Source organism: Macrococcus equipercicus (genome assembly GCF_024205945.1).
Lineage (GTDB): Bacteria > Bacillota > Bacilli > Staphylococcales > Staphylococcaceae > Macrococcus > Macrococcus equipercicus.
In genome coordinates, this window is the sequence record NZ_CP073809.1 from 1,485,195 (window position 1) to 1,502,990 (window position 17,796).

General features: G+C 35.2%; 19 protein-coding genes and 1 pseudogene. 8 read left to right on the forward strand and 12 right to left on the reverse strand.

The annotated features are described in order from the left end of the window. Nucleotides 1-12: 12 nt before the first annotated feature. Nucleotides 13-954: a DHH family phosphoesterase gene (locus KFV11_RS07700; RefSeq protein WP_254249625.1), complete on the reverse strand. Its 942-nt coding sequence runs from the start codon at nucleotides 952-954 to the stop codon at nucleotides 13-15. Between the two features lie 68 nt (nucleotides 955-1,022). On the opposite strand from KFV11_RS07700, the gene KFV11_RS07705 reads away from it, so the two are divergent. Then, a complete protein-coding gene (locus tag KFV11_RS07705) occupies nucleotides 1,023-1,373 on the forward strand; it encodes a YtpI family protein (protein ID WP_254249626.1) in 351 nt (116 codons plus the stop codon). Nucleotides 1,374-1,385: 12 nt separating this feature from the next. On the opposite strand, the gene KFV11_RS07710 is transcribed toward KFV11_RS07705, so the two are convergent. Both KFV11_RS07710 and KFV11_RS07715 read right to left on the reverse strand, forming a co-directional pair. After that, nucleotides 1,386-2,681, reverse strand: coding sequence for a DRTGG domain-containing protein (locus KFV11_RS07710; protein WP_254249627.1), 1,296 nt, complete (start codon nucleotides 2,679-2,681; stop codon nucleotides 1,386-1,388). A gap of 60 nt (nucleotides 2,682-2,741) precedes the next feature. After that, nucleotides 2,742-3,425 carry a metal-dependent hydrolase gene (locus KFV11_RS07715; RefSeq protein ID WP_149458364.1) on the reverse strand — a complete coding sequence of 228 codons (684 nt, stop codon included), beginning with the start codon at nucleotides 3,423-3,425 and terminating at the stop codon, nucleotides 2,742-2,744. Between the two features lie 94 nt (nucleotides 3,426-3,519). On the opposite strand from KFV11_RS07715, the gene KFV11_RS07720 reads away from it, so the two are divergent. Continuing rightward, entirely contained in the window at nucleotides 3,520-4,575 is a 1,056-nt protein-coding gene (locus KFV11_RS07720; protein ID WP_254249628.1) for a M24 family metallopeptidase, read from the forward strand. Next, complete coding sequence (locus KFV11_RS07725; protein WP_149458362.1) at nucleotides 4,572-5,198, forward strand: copper homeostasis protein CutC; 627 nt, start codon at nucleotides 4,572-4,574, stop codon at nucleotides 5,196-5,198. Before KFV11_RS07720 ends, KFV11_RS07725 begins: the two co-directional genes overlap by 4 nt. A 48-nt stretch (nucleotides 5,199-5,246) precedes the next feature. On the opposite strand, the gene ald is transcribed toward KFV11_RS07725, so the two are convergent. Continuing rightward, a complete protein-coding gene (ald, locus tag KFV11_RS07730) occupies nucleotides 5,247-6,359 on the reverse strand; it encodes an alanine dehydrogenase (protein ID WP_254249629.1) in 1,113 nt (370 codons plus the stop codon). A 133-nt stretch (nucleotides 6,360-6,492) separates the two neighbouring features. Between ald and KFV11_RS07735 the strand changes: the two genes are divergently transcribed. Further along, entirely contained in the window at nucleotides 6,493-6,990 is a 498-nt protein-coding gene (locus KFV11_RS07735) for a universal stress protein (RefSeq protein WP_149458360.1), read from the forward strand. Nucleotides 6,991-7,054: 64 nt separating this feature from the next. Here KFV11_RS07735 and KFV11_RS07740 read toward each other — a convergent pair. The 3 genes and pseudogenes from KFV11_RS07740 to KFV11_RS07750 all read right to left on the reverse strand — a co-directional run. Next, nucleotides 7,055-7,162, reverse strand: a pseudogene (locus KFV11_RS07740) (hypothetical protein); the annotation flags it as partial. Between the two features lie 160 nt (nucleotides 7,163-7,322). Beyond that, complete coding sequence (locus KFV11_RS07745; protein ID WP_254249630.1) at nucleotides 7,323-8,582, reverse strand: abortive infection system toxin AbiGii family protein; 1,260 nt, start codon at nucleotides 8,580-8,582, stop codon at nucleotides 7,323-7,325. Then, the gene (locus tag KFV11_RS07750; protein WP_254249631.1) at nucleotides 8,582-9,352 is read right to left on the reverse strand and encodes an abortive infection system antitoxin AbiGi family protein; all 771 of its coding nucleotides are present in this window, start codon (nucleotides 9,350-9,352) and stop codon (nucleotides 8,582-8,584) included. The genes KFV11_RS07745 and KFV11_RS07750 overlap by 1 nt, the downstream gene beginning before the upstream one ends. A gap of 286 nt (nucleotides 9,353-9,638) precedes the next feature. Here KFV11_RS07750 and KFV11_RS07755 point away from each other — a divergent pair, with 286 nt between their 5' ends. Beyond that, nucleotides 9,639-10,067 (forward strand): NUDIX domain-containing protein, encoded by a 429-nt coding sequence (locus tag KFV11_RS07755; RefSeq protein WP_149458357.1) that lies wholly within the window; start codon nucleotides 9,639-9,641, stop codon nucleotides 10,065-10,067. 114 nt (nucleotides 10,068-10,181) lie between these two features. On the opposite strand, the gene KFV11_RS07760 is transcribed toward KFV11_RS07755, so the two are convergent. Beyond that, complete coding sequence (locus KFV11_RS07760) at nucleotides 10,182-10,826, reverse strand: SdpI family protein (protein ID WP_149458356.1); 645 nt, start codon at nucleotides 10,824-10,826, stop codon at nucleotides 10,182-10,184. A gap of 10 nt (nucleotides 10,827-10,836) precedes the next feature. Further along, nucleotides 10,837-11,097, reverse strand: a complete 261-nt coding sequence (locus tag KFV11_RS07765; RefSeq protein WP_254249632.1) for an autorepressor SdpR family transcription factor — start codon at nucleotides 11,095-11,097, stop codon at nucleotides 10,837-10,839. A gap of 286 nt (nucleotides 11,098-11,383) precedes the next feature. Between KFV11_RS07765 and KFV11_RS07770 the strand changes: the two genes are divergently transcribed. Further along, the gene (locus KFV11_RS07770) at nucleotides 11,384-11,950 is read left to right on the forward strand and encodes a tyrosine-type recombinase/integrase (protein WP_149459977.1); all 567 of its coding nucleotides are present in this window, start codon (nucleotides 11,384-11,386) and stop codon (nucleotides 11,948-11,950) included. Between the two features lie 31 nt (nucleotides 11,951-11,981). Continuing rightward, nucleotides 11,982-12,185 carry a hypothetical protein gene (locus KFV11_RS07775; RefSeq protein WP_254249633.1) on the forward strand — a complete coding sequence of 68 codons (204 nt, stop codon included), beginning with the start codon at nucleotides 11,982-11,984 and terminating at the stop codon, nucleotides 12,183-12,185. Between the two features lie 134 nt (nucleotides 12,186-12,319). On the opposite strand, the gene KFV11_RS07780 is transcribed toward KFV11_RS07775, so the two are convergent. Both KFV11_RS07780 and KFV11_RS07785 read right to left on the reverse strand, forming a co-directional pair. Continuing rightward, a complete protein-coding gene (locus KFV11_RS07780) occupies nucleotides 12,320-13,171 on the reverse strand; it encodes a hypothetical protein (protein ID WP_254249634.1) in 852 nt (283 codons plus the stop codon). Nucleotides 13,172-13,241: 70 nt separating this feature from the next. Continuing rightward, nucleotides 13,242-14,567 carry a YonV family putative phage-derived protein gene (locus KFV11_RS07785; RefSeq protein ID WP_254249635.1) on the reverse strand — a complete coding sequence of 442 codons (1,326 nt, stop codon included), beginning with the start codon at nucleotides 14,565-14,567 and terminating at the stop codon, nucleotides 13,242-13,244. Nucleotides 14,568-15,090: 523 nt separating this feature from the next. Between KFV11_RS07785 and KFV11_RS07790 the strand changes: the two genes are divergently transcribed. Next, nucleotides 15,091-15,762 carry a hypothetical protein gene (locus KFV11_RS07790; protein ID WP_254249636.1) on the forward strand — a complete coding sequence of 224 codons (672 nt, stop codon included), beginning with the start codon at nucleotides 15,091-15,093 and terminating at the stop codon, nucleotides 15,760-15,762. Between the two features lie 895 nt (nucleotides 15,763-16,657). On the opposite strand, the gene KFV11_RS07795 is transcribed toward KFV11_RS07790, so the two are convergent. Further along, nucleotides 16,658-17,662, reverse strand: coding sequence for a tyrosine-type recombinase/integrase (locus tag KFV11_RS07795; RefSeq protein ID WP_170234594.1), 1,005 nt, complete (start codon nucleotides 17,660-17,662; stop codon nucleotides 16,658-16,660). Nucleotides 17,663-17,796 lie beyond the last annotated feature (134 nt).

Genomic DNA, 17,796 nt, shown 5'->3' on the forward strand with positions numbered 1-17,796 from the left:
ACGCTCTCTCCTTTACTTCACTGTCTCTTTCAGCTCACGCACCAGCTGCTCAAACGCTTCTCTGCTGTAGACTGTGGCACCGCTCGCCAGCGGGTGGCCGCCGCCGTTATAGCGGGCTGCCAGCTCATTGATGACTGCGCGCTTGCTGCGGATGCGCGCTCTGATCTGATCTCCTTCATCCACTGCGAACACCCATGCTTCAATGCCTGCCACATCACTCATACTGTTGACGAAGAGCGCAGCATCAGATGCTGTGATATCAAACTGCTCCAGCACATCCTGCGTGATAAAAATAAAGCCGACATGGTCTTCATAGCTGAAGTGCTGCAGCACGTAGCCCTGGAAATGAATGCTCTTCAGCGGCCGTTCACCCATTTGGTTCAGCAGCGTCGTATGATTGATATTATATTTCAGCAGCTTTGAGGTAATCTCCATCGTGCGCGGCGTCGTGTTATTAAAGAGGAATCTTCCGGTGTCCCCTACAATTCCTAAGTAGAGGTATATAGCGACCTCCTGGGTAATATAATCCTCGCCGTAGCCGCATAACAATAAAATCTCATAGATCATCTCACTCGTTGATGACGACTTCGTATCGACAATGTTCAGTTCCCCGTACTGGTCGACCGGCGGGTGATGGTCAATCTTAATCAAATATTTGCCTGCTTGATAATGCTCCCCATCGATGCGGGGTGCATTGCCGGTGTCAAGTACGATAACCAGTGCCTCTTCATAGTCCTCGGGCGTCACTTGATCCATGCCGCCGAAAAACTGAAGGCTGTCAGGCATATCACCGACGGCCAGCACTTTTTTACGCGGCCACATTTTGTGGAGCGCTGTTTTCAGTCCAAGCTGTGAGCCTAGTGCGTCAGGATCCGGGCGGACGTGACGGTGAATGATGATCGTATCATATAAATTCAGCATATTCTGCAGTATCTTGATTTGTTGGTTATCCATAATATCTCCTAAATATCGTTTTACAGTTTTTATCGTCATTGCTATAATGCAGTTGGAGGTCGTTCGTTATGTGGCAGACAATTTTTCCTTATATTATTTCAGTGACTGTATTGATTATGATCATCACCTTCATGCTTTCACTGTATCAGTTCGCTAAATATTTCCGTACAAACCGCGACGTGAGACGTGCATGGCACCGGGCGCGCGGCAGAATGATGTTCGGCATCTTTATGATTGCTTTTGCCGGCAATCAGCTCCTGCTGTTCTCAAGCGCTGTGACTTATATCATCTGTGCAGTGCTGATTGTTTTCGGACTCGCCAATATCAATTATGGTATTAAAGCAGGCCGCTACTTTGAACAGTATTTTGATGAGGAAGATCGAGCTTGGGCAGAACTCGACAAAGACAAGAAAGCTTAAGGCTTTCTTTTTTTATGCTTCAATCAGCTGACACATCAGCATGGCCTTCGCGACTGTTTCCTGCTTGGTGCATATATCCACTTCCAGCTTCGCAAACTTCCGGCCGGAATCCAGCTGCAGCAGCACGACCGACAGTTCCGAATCGATAGGCACAGTCTTCAGAAAATAAATGTTCAGACTTTCAATGAGAATCTCACGCTTACGTTCGCGCTTCATCGCATGCTTCGTTGCTTCTTCAATAATGGCGACAAATACCGATTTACTGACCGTGCCGAGGTTGCTCGACATTTGAGGCGTCATTCTGACAGTGATATCATTGCCTTCAAAGCGCATATATTTCAGCACCTGGTCATTGATTGTGTGCCCGATCTGCGGCTGACGGTCTGCTGACTGCATCGCCAGCAGCACATCTTCACGCGTGACGATCCCAGTCAGCTTGTGCTGTCTTGAGATGACCGGCAGAAGTTCAATGCCTTCCCAGATCATAATATGGGCGCATGCAGCAACTGTTGAATTCTCTGATACAGTAATCGGGTTTTTAGTCATCAGCTTCTTAATCTTGACACTGTTGTCCTGGTCGATAATATCTTTATGTGTGACAATGCCGCATACTTTCTGCTGCTCATTCAGCACGGGAAAGCGGGTATGCCCGGATGACACGGATAATTCCTTCCAGTCACGCACTGTATCGCTGTCATAAAGTACGCTCGTCTTGTCAGCGGCAATCAAAATCTCTGCGACAGACAGTACTTCCTGTTTAATCAGCTGGTCGTAGATCGCGCGGTTGATCATGTTGGCGACTGTAAACGTGTCATAAGTAGATGAGAGGATAGGCAGTCCTTTCGCATCAGCCAGCTGCCGGATGGATTCATCCGCTTCAAAGCCGCCGGTGATCAAGACTGCAGTATCCTTTTCAAGGGCGATCTGCTGGACGTTCGGCCGGTTACCGACGATAAGCAGCGTATTCGCCCCGAGATATTTCGCTACATCTTTCTCTTCCATTGCGCCGATAGCGAACTTGGCAAGTGATTTATGCAGTCCGCTTCTGCCACCGAGCACCTGGCCGTCGATAATTTTGACGATTTCAGCAAATGTCAGATTATCGATGGTCTCACGTGTCTTCTTCTCGATTCTCACTGTACCGACGCGTTCTATCGTCGACACAATCCCTCTGTTCTCGGCATCTTTGATTGCCCGGTAAGCCGTTCCTTCTGATACTTTTAAATCTTTGGCGACTTGTCTGACAGAAATCTTGCTGCCGATCTTCAACCCTTCAATATGTGCAATAATCTGCTCGTGCTTTGTCATGCTGTCACCTCAAACTACATTCATTAACCAGGGCTCAACGCCCTGTTATTTGTTTATCAACTATAATACTACTGCTTCACCGGGCTTCAGTATGTCGACCCGTGTTTTCACCTGTGCTTTGAATTCCTCAGGGTCCTGCTTGATCAGTTCAAATGTATCATAATGAATCGGCACAGCAATCCGCGGCTTGATCAGCTCGTTCACTGCGTAGCTCGCATCATCAATTCCCATCGTGAAGTTATCACCAATAGGTACGAAGCAGAGGTCAACCGGATGACGTTGTGCGATGAGCGCCATATCAGAGAATAATCCTGTATCGCCGGCATGATAAATCACCTGTCCGTCTATAGTGAAGATGAGTCCGCACGGCATGCCTAAATAAATAATCGTGCCGTCTTCTTCAGTGAATGAATTGCTGTGAAAGGCCTGCACGAACTTCACTTTACCGAAAGCAAACTCACAGTTGCCGCCGATATTCATCGGACGCCCGTTCTCCACGCCTTTAGTGCTCAAATAGTGAATCGTCTCCGGCAGGGCGATCACAGTAGCCCCCGTGCGCTTCGCGATAGCGACGGTGTCTCCTAAATGGTCACCATGAGCATGTGTCAGCACAATAAAGTCCGCTTCAACTTCGTCCGCCTTTAAATCCGATAACGGGTTTCCAGTAATGAATGGATCGACGATGACATGCTGTCCATTCGCTTCAAATGTAATGCAGGACTGGCCATGATAGATAACTTCCATTAATAACACTCCCCTTGATAATATAACTTTATTATACATGAACACCGGTCTATTTGATATGATTGTACATGACAGATATTGAAAGGAGATCATTATGCAAATTGAAAAAATCAACTACCTCAGACAACTGCTGAACGGGAGACTGGATGCGTTATGGATTACTAATCCGGAGAACATCAACTACTTGACAGGGTTTCTGTCCAATCCTCATGAACGGCTGCTCGCCCTGTTGATCACTGAAGATGCACTGACACTGTTCGTCCCTAAAATGGAAGTGCCGGCAGCTGAAGCCGTATTCACCGGTACAGTCATCGGTTATCTTGACACCGAAAACCCGTACACGCTCAGTGCCTTCTCATTCAAGAACATAGGGATTGAAAGCGAGCATCTATCAGTGAAGCGGCTCGAGGAACTGAAATCCTATTTCAATATGGACGGCTACGTCAGCATCGACCAGACAATCAAAGACTTGCGGAACATCAAATCTGCAGCTGAGCTTGACATCTTGAAGGCCGCTGCACGCTATGCTGACCAGGCAGTGGAAATCGGTGTCCAGGCGCTGACAGAAGGAATCAGTGAGATAGAAGTCGTGCGTCACATTGAAGCCGCGATGCTGAAGATCGACGGTATCACGGCAATGAGCTTTGACACGATGGTATTATTCGGCGACCATGCAGCGCTTCCTCACGGGACACCGGGCAGCCGCACACTGAAAAACGGAGAATATGTATTGTTTGACTTAGGAGTTGTCTATAACGGCTACTGCTCAGACATCACAAGAACAGTCGCTTTCGGTGAAACAGCACCGCTTCACGACACAATCCATGCCATTGTCACAGAAGCAAACAACCGCGCCATCCAACTCGTCAAACCCGGCGTCCGTATTGCAGACTGCGATGACGCGGCCCGCAGCTATATTACAGAGCAGGGCTACGGCGACCAGTTTCCTCACCGCCTCGGCCACGGCCTCGGCATCAGCGTCCATGAGTTCCCTGACATTTCGTCAGCAAATGATGACTGCTTCAAGGAAGGCATGGTCTTCACGATTGAACCCGGAATTTATGTTGAAGGAGAAGTCGGTGTCCGTGTCGAAGATGATCTCGTCGTCACAAAAGACGGCTGCGAAGTGCTGACGCGTTATCCGAAATGATCAGGGAAGCAGTCGTTGAAACGTTCCCTGAAGTGGTTGCTGCGGTCAACCGCGGGGCTGACCGTATTGAACTTTGCGCCAATATGAATGTCGGCGGCACGACGCCGAGCTACGGCATGGTCAAATGCGCCGTCGACTACTGTCATCATATGAATGTCGAAGTCGCCGTCATGATCAGACCGCGCGGCACTTTCACTTATGATGTATTCGAACAGGAAGTGATGCGGCAGGACATCATCGAATATACAAAGCTCGGTGCAGACTACTTTGTGTGCGGCGCACTGACAGCGGACAGCTCGCTGGATGTACTGACCCTCCAGAAACTGATGAGTGTCACACATATCCCGTTCGTCATGCATATGGCATATGACCATATTCCTAAGCATCAGCAGCTGAAAGCGATGGACCAGTTGATTGAACTCGGTGTCATCCGCCTGCTGACACACGGCTCGGCTGATGCTGCGACTTCCATACTTGATAATATCAGTCAGCTTGCCCGCCTGCTCGTCTATTCAAAAGGCAGACTAGAGATCATGCCTGGCGGCAGTCTGACCAAGGATAATGTGGAGCAGCTCATCAGTCAGATTCCGTTCCAGGAAGTTCACGGCACGAAAATCGTCTAGACAACAAAAGAAGCAGGATCTCCGCTGAGGTCCTGCTTCTTTATTATATTATAATAATGTTTTTGCTTCGCGGTACTCAAGCCCCTGGTCTTTTGCTACCGCTTCAAATGTGACAAAACCATTCAATGTGTTGAGCCCTTTATACAGTGCCGGGTTCTGCTTGACGGCTTCGACATAACCTTTGTTGGCAATCTGCAGCGCATAAGGAATAGTCGCATTGTTCAGTGCCATTGTTGACGTTCTTGGGACAGCACCCGGCATGTTCGCTACTGCATAATGAACAACATCATATTTCATGTAAGTTGGATCATCATGAGTGGTAATGCGGTCTGTCGTTTCAAAAATACCACCTTGGTCAATCGCAATATCGATGACCACAGAACCCGGTTTCATACCTTTGACGACTTCTTCTGTGACGAGCTTCGGCGCTTTAGCACCTGGAATCAACACCGCACCGATCACAAGGTCACTCTCTTTCACGCTTTCATCGATATTAAACGGTGTAGACATCAACGTCTGCACGCTGTTACCGAACAGGTCATCCAGCTGCTGCAGTCGATTTGGATTTAAGTCAAGGATGGTTACTTCTGCGCCAAGACCTACGGCCATCTTCGCAGCGTTCGTGCCTGCCTGGCCGCCGCCGATAATCGTCACTTTCCCTTTGTGGACGCCTGGGACACCCGCAAGCAGAATACCTTTACCGCCGTTTGTTCGTTGTAAGTACTGCGCGCCGAGCTGTGTCGCCATACGTCCAGCTACTTCGCTCATCGGTGATAACAGCGGCAGGAAGCCATTGTCCAGCTGCACTGTTTCATAGGCGATGCCCACTACTTTGTTGTCCAGCAGTGCTTTTGTCAGTTCCGGCTCCGGTGCAAGGTGGAGGTAAGTAAACAGAATTAACCCTTCTTTGAAGAAGCCGTATTCAGATGCCAGCGGTTCCTTTACTTTCATGACCATGTCAGCATTCCATGCTTCTTCAGCAGTAGCTGCAATTTGACCGCCTGCTTTAACATAGTCTTCATCGGTAAAGAATGAACCCATGCCAGCCGCTGTCTCGACAACCACTTCATGACCGCTTTCCACTAATGAATAGACGCCTGCCGGTGTCAATGCCACACGGTTTTCATTATTCTTGATTTCCTTAGGTACACCAATCTTCATGTTGTTCTGCCTCCTTAATATGGTTCACATTCATAGTAACATTTCATTTTGAAAACGCAACCATTTATTATAGCACTGCCATAATTTGTGTTATAATAAAAGTGTAGTAAAGAACGATTCAGGAGGGATTTTTATGTTACAGTACAAAAACATCTTAATTGCAGTCGACGGTTCCAGTGAAGCGGAATGGGCATTCAATAAAGCTGTTGAAGTTGCAAAACGTAATGACGCCAAACTCTCCATCATCAACGTCATTGACACTAGAAGCTATGCAAGCGTCGAAGCATATGACCGTTCCATCTCTGAGCGTGCCGCAAGCTTCAGCAGCTCACTGCTTGACGGTTACAAAAATGCAGCTATGGAGCGCGGTGTCACTAAAATTGAGACTTATACTGAATACGGTTCTCCGAAGACAATCATCCCTAAGAAAATTGCTAAAAAACTCGGCGTCGACTTGATCATGTGTGGTTCTACAGGTTTGAATGCCGTCGAACGCTTCATCATCGGTTCTGTCTCTGAAGCCATTGTCAGACACGCCGAATGTGACGTGCTGGTCATCCGAACTGAGATTTTACCGGATAATTTCGAACCGGAAATTGCGACAGATGAATTCATGCAGCAGGCGAAGTAACAAAAAGAGCGCGGGGCATCACTTGAAGGTGATGTCCCGCGCTCTTTATTAAATGATTGATGAATTATGCTAAGTGACCGAATTCCATGACGTCACGAGCAATCATGACTTCTTCGTCAGTCGGAATGACCATAACTTTAACCGGTGAATGTGGATAGTTGATGAATGCTTCTAAATCAATATTTTAGAGACAACTATAAAGAATTTACTCTCAAATAGTAGCTTATAGTATTGATTACAGTCAAGAATTTAATCAATTATTAAGTGTGTAGTTGATTACAATAGCCACTGACTATAGACAAACCTTATTAACAGTAAAAAATAAAAATTTGTCATTTAAATAATTCCTCTCGAACTATCTCGAACGATTCTATTTCTTGATTATTATTAAAGTTTTCAATTTTTTCTTCATCCTTAATGTCTTCTATAAAATATTTATTCAATATATAGCTATTCTTCTCTTTAGATTTTTCAATTTTTAATTCTATTTCTTCTTGACTATTACTAATAACTTTATTAATTTTTACATTTAATATTTTATACCATTCATTTAAAGAAAAATTACAATCAAAAAGATTTATGTCTTTATTAGTATATCCACCAATAGCCATAAGATTACCTTTTTTAGAATAAGCCTCAAAAATTTCTTTTTGCTTTAATGTTTCTTCTGTATTATTTTTTAGAGTTAAAGTTGAATTTTTATAATTATATTTAATAGGCAGATTCAAAACTAATGATATAAGAAGATGCTCAACCATTTCTGCGTCTTCTTTAGAAATAGGAAAATTAATTTTGAATTTTTGATTATTTAAAATTTTATGATGCACTAGTAATTCTTCTAATTCTTTAACTTTATTCCAAAAATTCACCCTACTTGTAACTGTATTTTTTTGCTCTTCAGTAGCCGCTGATTTCAGTTCAACATACTCTTTTATATTAACATTATTCATTCTCACATTTTTATTCATAACTTCTTCTTGACTTATAAATCCATCTAACACTTCATCGATAGCAAGTTTTCCCTCCATTTTACTTACAAATGAAAAATCAATTTCATTAGGTCTTATTAAAATAGATATTATTTGAATATCACTTTTATATTCATACTTTTTTTCTTCTTTACTATTATTCGGTACTCTATTTAACGTAAAACTTTTAGAACCTATTTCAATGATATGATTATCATCTTCCTCGAAATCTTGTGCTTTTACTATCATTTTAATATCTTGTTCTGTACCATTTTTACTAATCATATATTTGTTTATTGGAATCTCAAGATCATTTACTCTAAAAGTTTTTAAGTTATTATTATCCAATGATAGATATATCTGAGAGTTATATAAATATTTTTCAAAGTCATCTAATGAATGAATATCTTCTGGAAAATCTTCAGGTTTAGTAAATTTAAAATTAATTTTTTCAACATCGGCTGGTACTAATGACTCTAATTGTTTATCAAACTTATATTTAAAATTTACATTATCTATATCTGTTGTTAATGACTCCTCCTTAACTTTCTTAGTATAGAACTCTTCTAATTCTTCTGGATAAGAATTTTCATTTGATAAGATTTCTTCAAGGTCTAGTTCCATTAATAATCCTCACTTTCCTCTATTTTCCTTATTTTTGTATAAAGTAATATTTTTTCTTCATCTGTAATATTAATTTCTTTAATAACTTCTATTATTTTCTTATATTCTGTTTGATCAGGGACAACTATATATTTTATATCATCTATTGTAAATTTTAATTGTAATTCATCTATTTCTTTCATTGCATCACTTAAGTGATTAAAATTATATTCTGCTTCATCAGCGATATAAAATTGTTTGATAGTCGTAAATTTTTTAGATAATTTAGGTATAAATCTCCATTCTTGTTCGTCACTGAATAGCCTTATTTCACCATTTTGACTTCCTACTATTTCTTTAGAGTAAAAACAGTAATTAAATACATAGCTGTAAAGTTCATTATAACCTAATGAATTTGCTAAATTTGAAACTTTTTTTAATTCATTTGTAATATCGCAATTTCTAATAACATAGTGTATAGGAGTAATATTATTTTTTAAACCCCATTCTTTTGTTAATGCTATACCATAAAATCCATATTCTTTAACATGATTATCTATTCTTGAGAAACCTATATCACAAAAACAGACCATAGGCACTTGTAACTTTTTAATTTCTTTACCATTAAAACTAAGTCCCATATATTCATAGTTTTCTTCACTAAATCTTGGACTCAAAGCTAAATTTTCCAAACTTTCTCTCAAATATTCAAATTTTTTCATATATTTAATTAACATATTCGCATTAAGTGAACTACTTGAAATTGAATCATAATACTGCTTATTATCCATCTAACTGTTTACTCCATTTCTCAAATTTTTCAGCTAATTTTATATGAAATACATACTTAATCATTCTTTTTTCATACTAATATCCTTATGTCTATTGTGATTTAATTTTACAACACTTTTCATGTTCATTAATAATTATTTTCAACAAAAAAACAAAAACAGTTTATTTAGAGTACTTTCAAATTAAACATGTGATTTGAGCTTTTTTCTGCTTACTTACACCTATTTTAATGAGTACAATGCTATAATTATTGTTCGTATAATATTTTCAATAAGGGGTGTTGATATGAAGACTTTTGGGAAACGTAATCACGACTTGAATTACTGGAAAAGAACTGGTGCTTATGCAGTTATTCAGAATGAACATGGAGAATTTTTGTGTGTAGAAGACTCTGATGGATATTTATTTTTAGTTGGAGGTGGCATTGAAGAAAATGAATCACCTGAACTTGCACTACTGAGAGAAAGTGTTGAAGAAACTGGTTATGAAGTTCAAATTATAGAATTTATCGGTGAAGCAGAAAAGCATTGGGTGTCAGCTAAATATCCTAATGATTCTCAACACAATATCGGAATATTATATGCAAGTAAACTATTAAAAAAAGTAGCAGATCCGATCGAAAAAGAAGAAATGCGTTGGGTAAGTTTTAACCATTTAGAAAAACATCTTTATCACGAACATCACTTATACTTAATTAAAGAATACCTAAAATAAATAATCATCTAATTAAAGTAACGCAATGGTAATTATGTTACTTGGAAACGTCTTAAATCAATATAGAAGGTCTTCTTACAAAATATAAGAAGACCTTCTATAAATTATTAGCTATTAATCCTGATGAGTTAGATAGAAAGAGTACAGCAGAGGAATTAAGAAACCAATCACTATTATAATGAATACATACTTTTCTAATGATGGATATATCAAACCTGATAGAAAAATCACAAAACCTAGTAATAAAAACACAATTGAGGCTGTACGATGTGTTTTACTCCAAATTTTACTACTACTAACTATCCATGGCGTTTTAATACCTATAGGAGAATTAAAAGGGATTTTTTGATAATAATTACCTATTACAATTAATAATGTTCCGGTTATTAGAAGTATCAACCTATTCATATCAAAAGAAAATCCATTAGCATTAAATATCACTATTAAAATAGCCACAAATACTAGAAATATTACTAAGTTGATGATAATGCTATATACATTTTCATAAGCATCTCTTCTTCCTTTATCCATATTTTTGTACTTAGGTTTATATAGCATGATTAAATATATTATAGTCATAATAACTATCGTCAATAAAGCTGCAATATATTTATTTGCAGACCATATAACAGAACCATCATCTTCTACTTGCATAGGGATAGAATCAGGTAGTGATGGGATCATATAGATCCAGTATAAAATGCTGCATAATATGATAATCAGTGATAACTTAGTTTTCTCAAATAGTGTTTTGCTCATAATAAATCTCCTACTTTTCTTTAAATTTTAGTACCCAATGCATGATTTCTTCGAATACGGATACATTGATATTGTAGTAGACGTATTGACCTACTTTTCTAGAATAGACCAAATCTGAATGGCTTAATATTTTTAGATGTTGAGAAATGTTTGACTTACTTACGTCAAATGAATCATGAATTTCACCTGCAGTCATTTCCCCATGTTCTTGTAACAAATCAAGAATCTCTCTCCTAGTTGAATCAGAAAGTGCTTTAAATAAATCTTTCACATATTTCTCCTTAATTTAGCATTTAAGTAATTAATTAAATACTAACATTATATTAAATAAAATTCAATAGGAATTTATTTTGAGTAGTTTAAAATATAAAAGAATTGAATGTTCATAAATTTTTTCTTTTAGTAAAGTTCATCTTTCAATAATAATGTAACATAATTTTAATTAAGTTACATTAAGAACATTGATATAATAAGGATTGACTTTCTTTATATAAAAAATTTATCATAATGATATAAATAAATATATTAAATGATACTTATTGAAAGGCTGGTTGCATATGAAAACAGTTGAGCCAATTAGAAATATTGATGCCGTTAAAGAAATGAGAAAGTCACTTGCTTATTATGGATCAGAACGAGATGTATTTTTATTTGTCTTGGGGATTAATTGCGGTTTGCGTGTCGGAGATATGCTGACACTCAAAAAGAAAGATATTAAAGACTATCAGCTGAAATTAAGAGAGAGCAAAACTAAGAAGCATAAAACAATTACTTTGAATCATATTAAATCTGACATTGATGATTACATTAAGTTTTTAAATGATGATGATTATTTATTTAAATCTAATAAGCTAGATAAAGACGGTAATCAGAAAGCTATCAGTCGTGTACAAGCGTATAGAATATTAAATAAAGCTGCTGAATCTATCGGAATATCAGACATTGGAACTCATAGCATGCGTAAAACTTTCGGCTATCATTACTACAAGCGGACAAATGATGTCGCTTTACTAATGGACTTGTTCAATCATTCATCACAATCAGTCACTTTACGTTATATCGGAATCAATCAAGACGTATTAAATCAATCTATTACAAACGCTATGAGTGGCTTATATGATTAATCTTAAACTTTTGTAAAGCTGTCATATCCTGATGGCTTTTTTCTTTTACTCAAATTATGCTATGAGTGTAATTCAATCTAATTTAAAGGGGATTTGCTCAAGGTCTACTATCACAAAAGAACAGCAGTTAATGTTAATGATATTACAATTACAGCAAGCCTTAATGTTATCTATTCTTGAATCGAAGAAAAAAGATAAAGTTATAGCAGAATTAGAAGCTAAGTTGAATCAATAAATGCTGAGATTTCGATTCTAAGAACGTTTTGTATGATTCTATGAGTAATCATGCATAAAGTGTTATCTGATAGACTGTTAGCACACATAAATTAAAAACTCCCTCCTACAATGTAACGTAAGAGGGAGTTATGTTTATTGAAGTCTAAAACCTTTATGTGTTGACGGTAGTTCAGTTATAATACCAAGTTTATAATCTCTTCTAATTCGTGTAATTTCTTTGTGAATTGATTTTGGAATAAACTGAAGATTGTTTATTTGATTATTATGCGTGTTTGAATCGATGTGATCTATTTCTATCACTTCATTTGGAAACCTACTTTTTACTGATTCGTATTCATCAGGTTTAAATGTATTAATTACTAACGAATGAACTTCAATTGTACTTTGAAAAATTCCATTAGATTTATCACTTGCTGTTAATGTGACAGTTTTGTAATTTTTATTTTTACTTTCAATACTCGAATAGCATATGTTATTTTCTTTACGATAGATAAACCCTTTTGTATTAGCATAATAATCATCAAATAAATTATCTTTATAAATTATTTGCTTAACTTCTGCCCCATCATCAAAAACTGATAAATCCATCATTACCATTTCGTGCTTATTAATCATCTTATATTCATACGTTCTCAAATCTAACAATCTTTTTCCATCTGTTAGGTATCTATCATTGTTGACAACTTTACAAAATTTATCTTTATACATTCCATTTTTAACTTTAATAGCTTTTGATATATTAATTTTAAAAATTTTATCAACAACATTTTTTTCAGGAATACCATTGACTAGAATAGGCATTTCATAGGCATCTGATACTTTAATATATTTTTGTCTGTTTTCCTCAATAATATTAATATATTCTAACTTCTTAGTATTATAAACTTCTTTAGTTTTAATATTTACTTCAATGTGTGGATAAAAAGGCTCAAGTGTAATTGTATTTAGTTTAACTTCCTGTACTTCATTAATAACTGTCTTCATATTATTTTATCTCCTTAAATATTTTTATTTAATATATGTATGTATTTATTATGATTGTTCTATGTAGTTTCTAAATTTTGTATTCCATCCAGTCATATAATAAGTTTCTCATTCTTGAAGAGGGAATATAGCAATTCATTACTTCACCATTCCTTACACAACCCCTGAATAAAAATTGAACAAGATCAGATACAGCTAATAAATCTTCATTCACAACAATTCCCCTAATCTCAAAGAAACCTTTTTCCAGTGGGTTCATGAACCGATTATAAACATATGCAGCGACTGTACAATTTGCATAATCATTAGTTGCTCTAATATTCAATGATATAAAATTATCTTTTGTTCTATCATCTTTCTTATTAAATTTAGTTTTAGCATTCTTAAACTTAGATGCATACTGCTTCTTAGTAGTCCAAAAAATATTCTCATTTTTAGTTGGTACTTGAGTACGAAAATAACTATATAAATTCTTATTTAATTGTTTTATACTATCTTCTTTGTTTTTAGAAAACCAAGTTGAAGACAAATAAAAATCGGTATTTACATTAAATCTAAAATCATCGTAATTACTATTTAATATACTTTTCCTTCCAGTATCCTGTCGATAATCTTCATAAATATTCAATAGTTTACCTACTTCTTCTCTTTTATCAGCCTTGCTGTCATAATTTATCAAATGATATTTATTATTTTCATACTTAACTGAAAATTTATCATATTGTACTTCGTGCAAATCATAATAATATTTCTGGATTTGACCATCGAATAAATATGTCAGAATATACACTTCTTGAAAGCTAGTAAAAGCTTTGACATTCATTGTCCAAAACATCGCTTGGTCATTGTAGATATATAAATTATCTGTATCTGCTAGATCTCTAAGATAATCAAAACTATTATTTAAGTTCTTGTTATAATCATCATCTATCCAACGTACTTGACCTTTTGCTTCTATTGATATTGAATTTAATCTCAAAAGGTAGTTTATATCTTTGGAAGTTGTTTTTAATTGTTCAAGTACATTAGCTACTTCATCCATAATTAATGTATAACCTTCAATTCTTATATCATCAAGTGTTTCCTCATCTAACATTGAAAACAAAACATGTGTCATTACTATTGATTCGCCATTTTCAATAAGTAACTTTAAATGTGCTAATTTTGAACCTTTAAATTTCACGCTAGGTTCACTAAAGATTGCTTTAGTATCATTAATCACTCTTGTTACCTCATTGAGAAACGGTGTAACATAAATGTATTTCTTTTTACTCACATATGTTACTCCAGTGCCTATTGTAATAGACTTAATTTTAGTATTCTCATTCATCATTTGTATTGCATAACTGGTTTTACCAGCACCACATATTGCATCAATTACTTTAACTTTTACCAATATAATTCCTCCGAATGTTTTATCATAAATTTTTATCAAAAAGTGTGCAAAAACTATAATATTAAAACGTATTTTCTAGTACTTTTTAAGGGTGTCCCTTATAGAAGAGTATTAAATTTGTGCAAAAAGTCTAATCACCTTATCATTCTTCAAAATATGCTCATTTCGCTACGCTACATTCCGCTTGAACTTTATTTTATTCGCTACGCTTCATAAAAGTCGTTCGTGAAGATTCTTTCTATGTGATGAACATTATAAGCATAGCGTTAATGTGAAGCACTAAGCGGAATTGTGAAGCGTTCTTTGCTTCATCAATTTCAAGAGAACCTAAGAAAATATATTATTTATAATTTTTTAAATCATTCCCTTCATGCAATATATTTTGTTTAATATTTTTATTACTTTATTAAAGTAAATTAAGTATATAATAGAAGGATTTATTTTGTCAAATATTTATTTTTATAGTTTTATGTACTTTTAATTATTATTTTGTTAATATGAAATTTACTAGGAGGTTTATCATATGAAAAGAAATGACTATATAAAAACTATAAATAAAATAAGAAATGAATTGAGTTTAATTGAGAAGAGTATTAATAGTGAACCTGATTTTCTTGAGGGATTTGCTTTATACGATGAAAATAAAGAAAACATTATTGATACTAAAACCACTTTACAATACTTAGAAGAGTTAGCAGATGGCAATCAAAGTACTAAAGCTACATCTATATATATGAATTTAGATACGTTTGAAAAATTAGACTCTTTAAGTTCTTATATTGAAGCTACCACTTCACCAAATACGACTTATAATCCTGATTACTTATCAGAAATTGAAAAAAATAATTTTAGAGATTTAACTAAAAGTTTTAAAACAAAGTTTATTACTCTAGCAATTGAAGAAGCTTTATTAAAATGGGAATATGAAGGCAATAAAAATCCAAAAGTTCAAAAATTAAGATATTTAGGTAATAAATCAAAAAATGAATTTTACCGTTCATACTTGTGGGAAGAAAATGGTCATTACTATGGAGTGACCTTAGATAAAAGATCATTTGAAAGAGAGTTTTTAACTACTAATCCTCAAAACTTAAATCCAGAGAAAATAGTAGGTATTAAGAAGATATCTATTGGTGTACCTTTATATAAAATTGAAGAATGGTTCGAAGAAAAAAAGAGATTAGCTGAAATATAACCATGCGTAATCACTTAACTGAATATACTATCTGCTGAATGTAGGTATTAGAAAAATCTAAAACCACCCCCTCCCTACTTCAATATAAATAGCTTAATCAAAAAGGGAACTCATATTTATTCTGCTGGATCAGTAGACAAGTCAGAGGGCGGTATATATATTACATAGAGTGCTTAAAATATGTGCATTTAACACTTGTAGAATCGAGTTAAAATGAACTTTTAAAGCTGTTTAAAGGCTATTATCAAATCATCAGAAAACGCTGGTATATACGCAGAAAAAGAAGCGGTCTGCTGTCAGATTAATTTTTAAAATCTTATTTCTGAAAAATTGCCACATTATATTAGTATATATATTTAAGTGATTATTTAAAAATTACAAGGGAAATCTCCGCTAGTCGGCATTTTATCTTGTTCATAAAAGTACTAATTTACAAGGGCTTTATGAATTAGAAAATGGCTGATTTTAGTTAAATTTGTAATAATTCTATAACAACTAAAATTCACTCAACTGTTGATTTCTCTATGAAAATGGGCTTTCATTTCAGTTTAATAAAATGAGATCAGTACTTTTTAAAATATTGAATATCATAATATACTTAAGTATAAGGTAAAATCCGCTTCTAATATTGTGATAAAATCGTTCTTTTAATCGTAATAGAATCATAGTCCTATTTGAATGTTATAACGCTCTAATTAAGCCGCACAGCAACGTTACAGCTATTTATGTGTATTAAAAACTATTACTATATGCTGTCGGTTCTTCAATGCTTAATATGAATCAAATATTACTAATAGCAGATTTACTTTTTAAGACATGTCTATCTTTTAATATCATATTAAGTTATACAATAGAAGCTACTCACTGAACAATGGTGAATAGCTTCTATAATTTATTATTTTCTTTTATTTCTTCTCATACTTGATATAGATTTTTTACTATAAATCAGACTATCAACTGCATTATATTGATTATGCTGTTTTTTGATTAGTTCTTCATTCACATGAGTATATATTTCAGTTGTTGTTATTCTTGAATGTCCTAATATTTTCTGCAATACTCTTACACTACCACCATTCGCAAGAAATTCAGTTGCTGCGGTATGTCTAAATGTATGACAACTAAACTCTTTATTTATTTCCAACTTTCTACTAAACTCTTTCAATGTTTTTCTAAAAGAATCAGGTCTTAGTTTTTTCCCGTATGAGTTTAAAAAAACATATTCATTATCAAATTCTGAAGTAATATCAATATACTCTTTAAGCAGTCGTTTAGTTTTAACGCTAAAATTCACATATCTATAATTGTTATTCTTAGTCTTGCTAAAATATATTATTTGATTATCAAAATCAATATCATCTTTAGTAAGTTCTAATACCTCGCCTATTCTTCCCATTGTGTCTAATAACACATGAATAATAACATAAGCTCTAAATTCTGTGTAATAATTCTTTTCAAGTCCATTGAGTAACTTATTAATATCTTCTTTACTTACAGTTTTTACACGTTCATTCTGTTTCTTAACTAAAGATATATGCTTAAAAGGGTTATTATCAATATACTCGCATTCAACTAACGTATTAAATATTGCTTTGCTTAATCTGATATAAGTATTCACTGAAGAAGGTGCTAAACCGATCTTAGAGCCTTTTTTATTCTTCCTGTCAGTGTAATGTTTATAGTCATATAGTAAATAACGTACATAATCTTCAGCGTCACTTTTAGTTATTGTAAATATGTCCTTATCGTTAAAATATTTTCTCATGCTGACAAATGCTTTGTGATAGCTTGTCATAGTTGCTTCTGATAAGTTCATTACACTTTTAGCACTAATAACAATCTCTTCAGCTTCTGTGTATGAATCATTAAGACTTCTTTGCTTTATCAATTTTCTCGACATAAAAAGACACTTCCTTATTAAATTTATTTGTGTAAATTCAATAAAGTCGTGTCTAATATTATGAAACATGCAATCACTACTATAATGATTAACACTACTTATATAGTAATGATTGCATTCTCATATAAATATTG